General features: G+C 46.5%; 10 protein-coding genes and 1 pseudogene. 9 read left to right on the top strand and 2 right to left on the bottom strand.

Translation table 11 applies throughout. The features are described from left to right. Positions 1-11 precede the first annotated feature (11 nt). Positions 12-1880 (bottom strand): heavy metal translocating P-type ATPase, encoded by a 1869-nt coding sequence (locus ACGHCT_RS04575; protein ID WP_390438488.1) that lies wholly within the window; start codon positions 1878-1880, stop codon positions 12-14. A 109-nt stretch (positions 1881-1989) separates the two neighbouring features. Then, positions 1990-2208 (bottom strand): heavy-metal-associated domain-containing protein, encoded by a 219-nt coding sequence (locus ACGHCT_RS04580; RefSeq protein ID WP_390438489.1) that lies wholly within the window; start codon positions 2206-2208, stop codon positions 1990-1992. Positions 2209-2615: 407 nt separating this feature from the next. Between ACGHCT_RS04580 and ACGHCT_RS04585 the strand changes: the two genes are divergently transcribed. The 9 genes and pseudogenes from ACGHCT_RS04585 (at position 2616) to ACGHCT_RS04625 (ending at position 12034) form a co-directional block, all read left to right on the top strand. Further along, the gene (locus ACGHCT_RS04585) at positions 2616-5201 is read left to right on the top strand and encodes a heavy metal translocating P-type ATPase (RefSeq protein WP_390438492.1); all 2586 of its coding nucleotides are present in this window, start codon (positions 2616-2618) and stop codon (positions 5199-5201) included. An 11-nt stretch (positions 5202-5212) separates the two neighbouring features. After that, a complete protein-coding gene (locus ACGHCT_RS04590) occupies positions 5213-5476 on the top strand; it encodes a metal-sensing transcriptional repressor (RefSeq protein ID WP_390438495.1) in 264 nt (87 codons plus the stop codon). Continuing rightward, positions 5473-5628 carry a hypothetical protein gene (locus ACGHCT_RS04595; RefSeq protein ID WP_390438497.1) on the top strand — a complete coding sequence of 52 codons (156 nt, stop codon included), beginning with the start codon at positions 5473-5475 and terminating at the stop codon, positions 5626-5628. The genes ACGHCT_RS04590 and ACGHCT_RS04595 overlap by 4 nt, the downstream gene beginning before the upstream one ends. A 3-nt stretch (positions 5629-5631) precedes the next feature. After that, positions 5632-7005: an MATE family efflux transporter gene (locus ACGHCT_RS04600; protein ID WP_390438499.1), complete on the top strand. Its 1374-nt coding sequence runs from the start codon at positions 5632-5634 to the stop codon at positions 7003-7005. A gap of 12 nt (positions 7006-7017) precedes the next feature. Then, a complete protein-coding gene (locus ACGHCT_RS04605) occupies positions 7018-7233 on the top strand; it encodes a ferrous iron transport protein A (protein WP_390438501.1) in 216 nt (71 codons plus the stop codon). A 4-nt stretch (positions 7234-7237) separates the two neighbouring features. Continuing rightward, positions 7238-9236: pseudogene (feoB, locus tag ACGHCT_RS04610) on the top strand (ferrous iron transport protein B). Positions 9237-9372: 136 nt separating this feature from the next. Then, positions 9373-10725, top strand: a complete 1353-nt coding sequence (locus ACGHCT_RS04615) for a radical SAM protein (protein ID WP_390438503.1) — start codon at positions 9373-9375, stop codon at positions 10723-10725. Between the two features lies 1 nt (position 10726). After that, positions 10727-10867, top strand: coding sequence for a FeoB-associated Cys-rich membrane protein (locus ACGHCT_RS04620; RefSeq protein WP_390438505.1), 141 nt, complete (start codon positions 10727-10729; stop codon positions 10865-10867). A gap of 120 nt (positions 10868-10987) precedes the next feature. After that, positions 10988-12034: a helix-turn-helix domain-containing protein gene (locus ACGHCT_RS04625; protein ID WP_390438506.1), complete on the top strand. Its 1047-nt coding sequence runs from the start codon at positions 10988-10990 to the stop codon at positions 12032-12034. Positions 12035-12241: the final 207 nt, after the last annotated feature.

The raw sequence follows: 12241 nt of genomic DNA on the forward strand, positions 1-12241 counted from the left end.
CTCAAATCTTTTTAGATCTGGGAAGGCACATCCAGCCGCTTTACCCGCATGGCACGGATTGCGTTTAGGATGGCAATGACGGAGACACCGACATCGGCAAATACGGCCGCCCACATATTGGCGTATCCCAAAGCACCTAAGATGAGTACCAGGAATTTCACACCCAAGGCAAATACGATGTTCTGATTTGCGATACGGATCGTCTTTCTGGCAATCTTCATCACAGAAGCGATTTTGGATGGTTCATCCGTCATCAATACAACGTCAGCAGCTTCAATGGCTGCATCGGAACCCAGACCGCCCATAGCGATACCTACATCGGCCCGTGCCAGTACGGGAGCATCGTTGATGCCGTCCCCGACAAAGACAAGTTTTCCTTTTTCACTTTTTTGTTTCAGCAGTTCTTCTACACGGTCAACTTTATCGGCAGGGAGCAGTTCTGTGTATGCCTGATCTAATCCAAGACGGTTTGCTACCTTTTTTCCAACGGCATCTGCATCTCCGGTCAGCATGACTGTTTTGTGGATTCCGGCGGATTTCAGACGTTTGATTGCTGCTGGAGCATCTGCTTTGATCTCATCTTCTATGACAATACATCCGGCATATTTTCCGTCACAGGCCAGATAAACAACGGTGCCGACAGCAGTAGAAGGGGTGTATTGGATACGTTCCTTTACCATCAGCTTGGCGTTTCCGGCCAGAACTGCTTTACCGTCAATGACAGCCCGCACGCCATGGCCTGCGCTTTCCTGAACATCTGTGATGCGGCCGCTGTCAATTTTTCTGCCATAGGCTTTCTTAATCGAGAGCGAGATTGGGTGATTGGAATAATCCTCCGCATATGCGGCCAGTTCCAGAAGCTGTGTGTCTTTCATGCCTTTTGGATTGACCTCACTGACGGCAAAGGAACCTTTGGTCAGAGTACCTGTTTTATCAAAGACTACCATTTCCGTATGAGCAAGTGATTCCAAATAGTTGCTGCCCTTTACAAGAACACCGATCCTGGACGCACCGCCGATACCTCCAAAGAAACTAAGCGGGATGGAGATGACGAGCGCACAGGGACAGGAGATAACCAGGAAGGTCAAAGCACGGTAAATCCAGGTGCCAAATGACTGCCCGGTGATCAGTGGTGGCAGGATGGCAAGTGCGAGGGCTGCGAATACCACAGCAGGGGTGTAGTATCGGGCAAAGCGTGTGATAAAGTTTTCTGTCCGGCCTTTTTTGTCGCTTGCGTTTTCCACCAGATCAAGGATTTTTGCAACCGTAGACTCTCCAAATTCCTTTGTGGTCTGGATGGTCAAAATACCAGTCTGGTTGATACATCCGTTGATGACTTCCATTCCCGGCTCTACTTCACGGGGCATGGATTCCCCGGTAAGGGCAGAAGTATCCAGTGCAGAGGAACCTTCGAGGATTGTTCCGTCCAAAGGGATGCGTTCTCCCGGCTTTACTACGATGACATCTCCGATCTGCACCTCATCTGGATCAACCTGCACCAGTTTTCCGTCCCGTTCTACGTTGGCATAGTCCGGGCGGATATCCATCAGGCCTGCGATGGATTTGCGGGATTTGGAAACCGCATAAGACTGGAACCATTCGCCTACCTGATAAAACAGCATAACGGCAACACCTTCGGAATGTTCCCCTAAAATTAATGCGCCAACGGTGGCTATCGTCATCAGAAAGTTTTCATCAAATACCTGCCCGTGGAGGATGTTTGTGATCGCTTTCCATACAATATCCCATCCAACAACAGCGTAGCAGACAAGGAATACACCCATTTCTACATATTCAGGAAGCTGTAAGAAGCTCCCTGCAAAGAACAGCACTGCCGCCACAATGATGCGTGTAAGCAGATGCTTTTGTTTTCGTGTCATAATTTCTATTCTCCTTTCATGGCAGGGAAAGCGGTAATTATACTTTCCCTGTGTCTTAATGTAAAAAACACTGGCTACCAGGAAACGGCAGCCGGTGTCCAGCTTTTCATCACACCTTGACAGTTACATCCGGCTCGATTTTCTTGATCAGTGCCTTTGCTTCGGTCAGGATGGAGGCGAACTTGTCATCCGGTGCCTCCAGTACCATCTTCTGGTTCATAAAGTTCACGGATACATTCGTAACACCGTCAATCTTTTTCACGGCACTTTCGATCTTTGCTGCGCAGTGTCCGCAGTCAAGGTCGATTAATTTGATTGTTTTCTTCATAGGATGATATCCCCTTTCTATAGTTATTTGGTTGGTTTGACATGGCTGAACAATTAAAAGAATGTTTAATCGTTCATGCCATCAGTATATTCACGAAAAGGCACAAAGTCAACGGTTTTGGGAGCAGTTCTGCCCTTTGGATTGGAAAACCTGCTGATTGGATTTTCTGCAAAAAAGGAATTGCTTTTTGGATCAAAAATGCTCCTTTATGGAGTGTACAAAACCAGGAAGGCGTGTTTATAATGATTTTGTTCCCTACGGGGGACGGGTAGTATATGTCAGTGGACACTGACATATGCCTCCGGCAGATTGCAGGCGTGCATAGGTGCACATTATCAGCAAAGCTGATATGCACGCCGCAGCAGGGACACAGGAGTGTCCCTGATAAAAATAAAAAGAAAGAAGGGATGAAATTGCAAAAGGAGCAATTTGACATTACGGGTATGACCTGCTCGGCCTGCTCGGCCAGGATTGAAAAGAGTGTGGGAAAACTGCCCGGCATCAAAGAAGTGTCCGTCAATCTGTTAAAGAACAGCATGGTTGCTTCTTATGATGAATCTGTTCTGGATACAGCAGGGATTGTCCAGGCTGTTGAAAAAGCCGGATATGGGGCATTCCCCAAAACAGCTGCAAAGGTCCAGAACAAAAGCAGTGCCGCAGGCCGGACTCAAAATCCGGAAACCAGTACGGCACAGGCAGAATATAAGCAGATGAAACAGCGGCTCCTGCTGTCTGCCATTTTTACCATACCGCTGTTTTACATATCAATGGGACACATGATGGGCTGGCCGCTTCCAGGCATCCTTTTAGGAATGGAAAACGCCATGAGCTTTGCTTTTACACAGTTTCTGCTTCTGATCCCGGTGGTATTTGTCAATTCGAAATATTACCGGATGGGATTTAAGACGCTGTTTCACGGTTCTCCCAACATGGACTCCCTGATTGCCATAGGCTCCGGTGCGGCGATTGTTTACGGGATTTATGCCATTTATAAAATAGGCATCGGGTTCGGATATGGGGATATGGTTACCGTCCACAGTTTTATGATGGATCTGTACTTTGAATCCGCAGGCATGATCCTGACGCTGATTACTTTAGGGAAAACTCTGGAAGCCCGTGCAAAAGGGAAAACCTCAGATGCGATTACCAAGCTGATGAACCTGGCCCCCAAGACTGCAACCGTAGAACGTGATGGACAGGAGTTTACCGTTCCGGTGGAGAAAGTGCAGGCCGGGGAAACGCTGATCGTGAAAGCGGGAGAGTCTGTACCAGTGGATGGAATTGTCATTGAAGGATTTTCTTCTGTGGATGAGTCTGCCTTGACGGGTGAAAGTATTCCGGTAGAGAAGCATATCGGAGATAAGGTCATTGGGGCAACCATGAATAAGTCCGGCTATTTTAAGATGCAGGCGACCAAAGTGGGTGACGATACCACATTGTCACAGATTGTCCGTCTGGTGGATGAAGCGACCAGCTCTAAAGCGCCGATTGCAAAGATGGCCGATAAAGTCAGCGGTGTGTTTGTACCAGTGGTAATCAGCATTGCATTGATTGCCGTTGTCGTATGGCTGTTGTTGGGTTACGGGTTTGAATTTGCCCTTTCCATTGGTATTTCCATCTTAGTGATTTCCTGCCCCTGTGCGTTGGGGCTTGCCACACCTACCGCAATCATGGTCGGAACCGGAAAGGGTGCAACAAACGGCATCCTGATTAAGTCTGCGGAAGCTCTTGAAACAGCACATGGTATTGATACGGTAGTTCTTGATAAGACCGGAACGATCACACAGGGAACTCCGGTAGTCACAAACTTATTATGTGGGGACGGTGTAGGTCAGAAGGAACTGCTGCAGATAGCGGCTTCCCTGGAAAAACTGTCCGAACATCCATTGGCAGACGCAATAGTGGCAGAAGCAGAAAAAGAAAGGATTTCTTTCCTTCAGGTAAGTGATTTTAAACAGATTCCCGGCCAGGGTATTGTAGGAAAGATCGGAAACGATATCTGCTATGCCGGAAACCGGAGGTTACTCCAGGCAAATGGCATTTCGGGCGGAGCACTCCTGCAGCTTGGGGAATCTATGGCAGTTGACGGTAAAACACCGCTGTTCTTTGCCCGTGGCGGGCAACTCATTGGTGTGATTGCCGTAGCTGATGTGGTAAAGCCTACCAGCCGTCAGGCAGTACAGGAATTGTCTGCGATGGGCATTGAGGTGGTCATGCTGACCGGAGATAATGCGAAAACAGCAGAAGCGATCCGGCGTCAGGTTGGCGTGGACCGTGTAGTAGCCGAGGTATTTCCGCAGGATAAGGAAAAGGAAATCCGGCGTTTGCAGGATAGCGGTAAAAAAGTGGCGATGGTAGGCGATGGAATCAACGATGCCCCGGCGCTTGCCAGGGCAGATGTAGGCATTGCCATCGGAGCCGGAACGGATGTGGCGATTGAGTCAGCGGATATTGTTCTGATGAAAAGTGACCTGCTGGATGTGTCAACGGCGATCCAGCTCAGTAAGGCAGTCATCCGTAATATTAAGCAAAACCTGTTCTGGGCGTTTATTTATAATATCATCGGTATTCCAGTGGCGGCAGGGCTGTTCTATCTGCCGTTTGATTTGAAACTGAATCCAATGATCGGGGCATTTGCCATGAGTTTCAGTTCCGTGTTTGTAGTATCAAATGCGCTGAGGCTTAGATGGTTTAAAGCAAAACACGCATCCCATGCGGAACCAAATGAGGATCGCGTGTATGAACGGACAACAATAAAAAGTGAAAGCAAAGGAGCGATCCAAATGGAAAAAGTATTGAATATTGAAGGTATGGTTTGTATGAACTGTGTAAAGCACGTAGATAAGGCATTGCGGGAAATCCAGGGCATCAAAGATGTGGCAGTTCATCTGGAGAGCAAGTCCGCCCAGGTACAGATGAGCCAGGATGTACCGGATGATGTACTGAAAGCCGCTGTTGAAGATGCGGGTTATCAGGTTGTAAGCATTCAGTGAGCGGGTTGCCTATGAAAGCAAAAAAGAGCGACATTACCCATAAACTGAAGATTGCCAGAGGGCAGATTGACGGTATCCTGCAGATGATTGAATCTGATCGGTATTGTGTGGATATATCCAATCAGCTCCAGGCAACACAGGCATTACTGCGGAGTGCCAATCAACAGATTTTACAGGCCCATATCCGAAACTGTGTCCGGGAGGCCCTGCAGACAGATGTGGAAAATCCTAAGTTGGAGGAAGCGTTGAAACTGCTGGAGAAAATGGCACAATGATACAGGGAGCAGAGAGGATTGGAACCCTTTCTGCTCCCGATTTTACTTCCGGTTGGATTGTAATTCCTCCGGTTAGGAGCGTACAAAACAGCCCGGATTTTATATACTTTATATGGTTAGACATGGCTAACAAAATAGACCAGGAGGAATAAGTGATGAAACAGGCACTTGATACAAGAACAAAACTTTTAACGAAAAGTCCCTGGCCGCTTATGATAGAACTCAGCATTCCTGCGGTTCTTGGCATGGTGGTTGTTGGGCTTTATAACATGATGGATTCCATTTTTGTAGGCCAGATGGTAGGAGCAGCCCAGATGGGAGCAGTATCTGTCTCTTATCCATTTACACTGATCAATGCAGGCTCTGCCGCTATGTTAGGTGTAGGCTCCGCATCGGTATTGTCCCGTGCGATAGGAAAGAAGGATGAGGGAACTATAAAGAAGATTATGGGAAATTTAGTCGCAATGGTTCTCTTACTGTCCGTTATTTATACCGTAGTGGGTATGGTGTTTACCCGCCAGCTTTTGACTCTGGCAGGAGCCAGTGACAACATTTTAAATTATGCAGAGAAATATCTGCGTATCGTGTTTGCCGGATCGCTGTTCGTAAACTTCTTCCAGAGTGCGAACATGGTCATCCGTGGAGAAGGACAGCTGAAAAAGGCGATGAGCATTATTGCCAGCGGAGCCATTTTGAACATTATCCTTGATCCGATCTTTATCACGGTTTTGAAACCTTATGGCATGGGAATTGAAGCAGCCGCTTATGCAACGATTCTTTCCCAGTTTATTCAGGCTGCTGTTACTTTGTGGTATTTCAAAAAGAAAAGTCCGAACGTAAAAATCGGACGCATCCGTATTGATGGAGAGTTGCTTCCACAGGTTCTTTCTGTTGGCGTATCCGCACTTTTGATGCAGATTCTGACACTGGTACAGCAGACGGTGATCTATCGTGTGGCATCAAATTACGGCGGGGATACTTCCCAGATTCTTTTGGGTGCGGCACTGCGGTTCTGGAATTTCTCCTTTGTTCCGCTGTGGGGTATCAGCCAGGGCTTCCAGCCTGCCGCCGGTACGAACTATGGAGCAAAAGAGTATGATCGGGTAAAGACACTGACGAAAGTATTTGTGGTCGCAGCTACGGTATTGTCTTTGGTATTTTATATCCCGGTAGAACTGTTCCCGGATAAGGTACTTTCGATGTTCATTACAACGCCGGGTGTAGCGGCTTCTGGTGCGGCAAATTTTCGTATTATGTTCAGCACTTACATTCTCCAGGGAAGTTTCCTGATTGCCGTGACGCTGTTCCAATCTTTGGGGAAAGCAAACAAGGCGACCTGGCTGGTACTGTTCCGTCAGATCATCTTGTTTATCCCGCTTTGCGTGATCCTGCCGATGGTTGGCGGCATGGGTATCCGTGGCGTCTGGCTGGCGATTGCCCTGACGGACGCAATTCTCGTAGTGATTACGATCAGCATGATGCTTTCTGAGTTCCGTAAGATGCCGGCTGCAGCGAAAGCAAAGCGGTAAGGAGGGACATCTATGTATCTTTGTGATGGAAAGATAGGAAAAGAATATAAGGTGGTGGATATGAACCTTCCCGTAAATATGGAAAAACGGCTGGAAGCCCTGGGAATGACAAGCGGGACATCGGTTGCTGTTTTAAACAGTAAGAACAAAGGCGTCCTGATCGTGAAGGTTAGGGGAACCCGTTTTGCCCTTGGGCGTAACATCACCAAAAATATCGTAGTGGGGTGATTCGATGAAAGAGAATTTGACAATCGGCTTCATCGGAAATCCGAACTGTGGAAAGACCACGCTTTTCAACGCCTATACAGGTGCGAACCTGAAGGTGGCAAACTGGCCGGGTGTTACTGTTGAAAGGGTGGAAGGTGCCATAAAGGACCATGACTTGAATATCCGTCTGGTCGATCTTCCCGGCACTTACAGCCTGACTTCTTATACAATGGAGGAGCAGGTATCCAGACAGTTTATATTAAGCGATGAAGTCGATGTGATTATTGATGTTGCAGATGCTTCGGCACTGGAACGGAATTTATACTTGACGTTACAGCTTTTGGAGCTTGGCAAACCTGTGGTGCTGGCTCTTAATATGATGGATATTGTGGAAAAGCGGGGCATGGAGATTGATACACACAGGCTGCCGGAGATGTTGGGGATTCCGGTGATTCCTGTTTCCGCCAGGAAGCGTACCGGGCTGGATGTGCTGCTTCATGCAGCGGCACACCACAAAGACTGCAAGGCCCCGGAATGCCTGATTCATCATCATAAATACAAGCCGAAACATCGACATGACCATCATGCGGAATATGCGATGGTTTACAGTGATGGTATCGAGGATAAGATTGACTTTATTATAGAAGAATTGAAAAAGAAATATCCGGATTTGACGAATTACCGCTGGCACGCAATTAAGCTGTTAGAGCAGGATAAAGAGATTACAAAACGGTATCCGGTCAACCTGCCGGATGTGATTGACCGCAATTATGAGTCGGACATCATCAACGAGAAGTATGATTTTATTCAGGAGATCATCAAAGAAGTATTGGTAAATAAAGACCGGCAGGATGCTTTGACAGAAAAGGCAGACCGGGCATTGACGCACCGTTTTTGGAGTATCCCGATTTTTCTCGGTATTATGGCAGTGGTGTTTTTCCTGACCTTTACCATCGGAGATTGGCTGAAAGGATATTTAGAAGTAGGAATTGAAAGTCTCTCCAGTACAGTCAGCGATGGATTGGCTGCTGCTGGAGTCAGTGAAATGCTCCGTTCGTTATTGGTAGATGGCATTCTCGCTGGTGTGGGCGGTATCCTTACCTTTTTACCGAATATTTTTATCCTGTTTCTGGCACTGGCCTTTTTGGAGGACAGCGGATATATGGCCCGTGTTGCTTATGTCATGGAAGGGATTATGAGTAAACTTGGTCTTTCTGGCCGGGCGTTTATCCCTATGATCCTGGGACTTGGCTGTACGGTTCCGGCAATCATGGCGTCAAGGGCGTTGGAAAATAGACGTGACCGTTTTAAGGTGATGCTGATCACACCATTTATGAGCTGCAGTGCCCGCCTGCCGATCTACATATTGTTCGCAGAGATGTTCTTTAAAGAACATGCTATGCTGGTAGCTTATTCCATGTACCTGATTGGGTTGGTGGTTGCGATTTTGGTGGCGGCGGTCATTCATCTGATTGACCGGAGGAAGTCAGAAAACTATCTGTTGATTGAGTTGCCGGAATATAAAGCCCCAAGTGCCAGAACAGTAGCGATCTATGTATGGGAAAAGGTGAAAGACTACCTGACGAAAGCAGGAACCACAATCTTTGTGGCATCGATTGCGATGTGGGTGATCTTAAACTTTGGACCGCATGGCTATACGACAGAAATGGCAGACAGCTTCGGAGCAATTCTGGGGTATGGGCTTGTGCCGTTCTTCGCACCGATTGGCCTGGGATTCTGGCAGATAGCGGTTGCTCTGATTGCTGGCATTTCCGCAAAAGAAGTGGTAGTTTCCAGTTGTGCCGTCTTGTTTGGAGTTCCGAACATCAATTCCGGGGCAGGGATGGATACACTGGTTGGCATTGATGGTGTTCTGTCTGCTGTATATTCCCTGTGCGGCGGCATTGGCAACGATACGGAAAGAGTCGGGCAGTACCCGGTGGATGCTGTTATCCGCCCTGTTTCAGTTAGCAGTAGCATGGATTGTGACATTTGTTATTTATCGTATTGGAATTTTAATGTGAGGTAAAAAGATGAAATCAGGAAAATGGATTTGTATAGCAGCCGTTCTTGTAATGACCGGCATGATCGGAAAAAGGTTATTTAAGAAAAACGAAAGGAATGCAGGCTGACAATCGGGCGGCCTGTGGGAGGATAAGCATGGGTATCATTGATTCAGTAAAAAATACAGCTTTTTCAACCGCTGTGAAAACGGTGATGGATTATTTAGAGAAAGATCCGGAAAAAAATATTCCCAAAGCAATGAGCATGATGGATAAGGTATTACCGGATGGGTGGTATGAGGGACAGCGAGCTGCATTTCGTAAAGCAATCGCAGAAAAAGGCAACTGGTATCAGTTGATTATGAAAGCATATCAATTGGATGAAGGAGTGAGAAAAACCTTCTTTCAGAATTTTATTGTCAATTCAGCCCTGAAAGGTTCTGCCATTCAGAATGAGATCAGGGAAAGGGAAAACTGCAATGTGCCGTGGGCGATTCTGTTAGATCCCACTTCGGCCTGCAACCTGCACTGCACGGGCTGTTGGGCTGCCGAGTATGGGCATAAGCTGAACCTCGATCTGGAGACCATTGACAGCATTATACGCCAGGGTAAAGAGATGGGCACTTATATGTATATTTACACAGGCGGAGAACCGATGGTCCGGAAAAAGGATTTGATCACGCTGTGTGAACGCCATCCGGATTGCGAGTTCCTTTCTTTTACGAATGGAACTTTGATTGATGATGCCTTTTGCCAGGAAATGCTCCGGGTAAAGAATTTTGTTCCGGCAATCAGCCTAGAAGGGTTTGAGCAGGCGAATGACGGACGCAGGGGACAGGGGGTTTTTGAAAAAGTCATGCGGGCGATGGATTTGCTGCGTAAGAATAAACTGCCCTTTGGCATTTCTACCTGTTACACCAGTGCAAACTATGCGGACATTAGCAGTGAAGCGTTTTTTGATATGATGATTGAAATGGGAGCGATGTTTGTCTGGTTCTTCCACTATATGCCTGTTGGCAATGAGGCGGTGCCGGAGCTTCTGCCCACACCGGAACAGAGAAAGACTGTCTATGAACGGATAAGGGCATTTAGAAACACAAAACCGATCTTCAGCATGGACTTCCAGAATGACGCAGAATATGTAGGCGGCTGCATTGCCGGAGGACGGAATTATTTACATATCAATGCTGCCGGAGATGTGGAGCCGTGTGTGTTCATCCATTACTCTAATGTGAACATCCATGAGTGCAGTCTGTTGGAAGCCTTAAAAAGCCCGATCTTTATGGCATACCATGACGGCCAGCCGTTCAACAAGAATATGCTGCGCCCCTGCCCGATGCTGGAAAATCCACAGCTTTTACGAGAGATGGTGAAACGTACCGGGGCGAAATCCACTGATCTGCAATCCCCGGAGAGTGTCGATCATTTATGCGATAAATGTGAGGTATATGCAAAGCATTGGAAGCTTACGGCAGATGAGCTATGGGCTGCCAGTGGGAAAGGAGAATAGAATGATTGTTACCGGAATCATTGTTTTAGGAGTGGCAGCTTATGCGGTATGGGCTGTCCGGAAAATCCACAGAGATCGTAAGAACGGTTCCTGTGGCGGCAGCTGCTCTGGCTGTGTAGGGCAAGAATATTGTAGTAAATAATTGGTCATGGGCTGATGCTTTCTTAGAGGGCGTCAGCCCGTTTTCTCTGTTTGCACTATTGGAAGGGTTATAATATAATGCTAAATGGATTGTAAATCCTTCTGATTGGAGCGGTGCGAAATGAGAAAAACTTATATAATAAAAGAGTCCAGAGAGATTCTGGCAGAGCAAATAAAAAAGAGCGGATTAATAGAAAGGGATGTTATGAGCGAAAACCCTATTACAAATGCAAAAGGGTTGTCTGCGGTCATTCCAAAAGATAATGATGGATATTGTACGGTTTATAAAATGGACTGTACAGATGGTCTGGGATTGATGACAGTTTACCAGGTTTATCCTGGAATACAGCTTATTTATAATGAGTTTGAAGCCACAAGCTGTGACTGGAAAGGAAATCTGGATAAGAATATATTAGAAATCAATCACTGTCGGGAAGGGCGGGAAGGAAGTACGCTTTTAAGCGGTTCCTGCTTGTATCTTGGAGAGGGGGATCTTTCCATTCACACAATGGATAATTGTTCCCCGGAGATGAGTTTTCCATTAAAACATTATCGTGGAATCTCTGTGGTAATCAACCTGAAAATCGTAGCAGAAAACCCGCCGGAAATCCTTTCTGAGAGTGGCATTGACATTTTAGATTTTAAGGAAAAATTCTGTGCGGATGGGAATTGTTTTGTTATGCGGGCAAAGGATGAGATTGAACATATCTTTTCTGAACTTTATTCTGTGCCGGATTGCCTGCAGAAACCCTATTTTAAGATAAAGGTCCAGGAGCTTTTATTATTCCTATGTATGGTAGACGTATCGAAAGAAAAGCAGCGGGAGCAGTATACCTCCCCGCAGGTAGAAGTTGTGAGAGAAATACACAAAAAGCTGATTTCCAATCTGCAGGTGCGCCCTACGATTGAGGAACTTTCTAAAGAATATCTCATCAATACAGCAACATTAAAAGATACGTTTAAAGGAATTTACGGACAACCGATTGGTGCGTATATGAAAGAATATCGGATTAAGCAGGCTGCTGTTCTACTTCGACAAACGCAGTACACCATAGCAGAGATTGCAAATCAGGTGGGGTACGAAAATCAGAGTAAGTTTGCGACTGCTTTTCGGGATATTTTGAAAATGGCACCAGCCGAATATCGAAAGCAGAACAGTAGTGACTGATTTGTTTGAAAGGGAAACCGTAAATTAAGACTATGGATGCCATGTATCAAGAGGCAAGATACAAAATTGGTATGAGGCTATGGAATATAGAGATGCCCTGGAGTAACGTGAGAAATTACTCCGGGGCATTTTTCAGTTTTAGCGTCATATTTTGTCGAACGATTTTCAAAATATTATACCATTCATAACTCATCCATAACTCGTTCA

The organism is Lactonifactor longoviformis, assembly GCF_042848515.1.
In the GTDB taxonomy this organism is placed as follows: domain Bacteria; phylum Bacillota; class Clostridia; order Lachnospirales; family Lachnospiraceae; genus Lactonifactor; species Lactonifactor longoviformis.

Bases quoted from the DNA above. Each gene is read 5' to 3' on its own strand.
- ACGHCT_RS04575 (WP_390438488.1), bottom strand. From the start codon at position 1,880: ATGACACGAAAACAAAAGCATCTGCTTACACGCATCATTGTGGCGGCA.
- ACGHCT_RS04580 (WP_390438489.1), bottom strand. From the start codon at position 2,208: ATGAAGAAAACAATCAAATTAATCGACCTTGACTGCGGACACTGCGCA.
- ACGHCT_RS04585 (WP_390438492.1), top strand. From the start codon at position 2,616: ATGAAATTGCAAAAGGAGCAATTTGACATTACGGGTATGACCTGCTCG.
- ACGHCT_RS04590 (WP_390438495.1), top strand. From the start codon at position 5,213: ATGAAAGCAAAAAAGAGCGACATTACCCATAAACTGAAGATTGCCAGA.
- ACGHCT_RS04595 (WP_390438497.1), top strand. From the start codon at position 5,473: ATGATACAGGGAGCAGAGAGGATTGGAACCCTTTCTGCTCCCGATTTT.
- ACGHCT_RS04600 (WP_390438499.1), top strand. From the start codon at position 5,632: ATGAAACAGGCACTTGATACAAGAACAAAACTTTTAACGAAAAGTCCC.
- ACGHCT_RS04605 (WP_390438501.1), top strand. From the start codon at position 7,018: ATGTATCTTTGTGATGGAAAGATAGGAAAAGAATATAAGGTGGTGGAT.
- ACGHCT_RS04615 (WP_390438503.1), top strand. From the start codon at position 9,373: ATGGGTATCATTGATTCAGTAAAAAATACAGCTTTTTCAACCGCTGTG.
- ACGHCT_RS04620 (WP_390438505.1), top strand. From the start codon at position 10,727: ATGATTGTTACCGGAATCATTGTTTTAGGAGTGGCAGCTTATGCGGTA.
- ACGHCT_RS04625 (WP_390438506.1), top strand. From the start codon at position 10,988: ATGAGAAAAACTTATATAATAAAAGAGTCCAGAGAGATTCTGGCAGAG.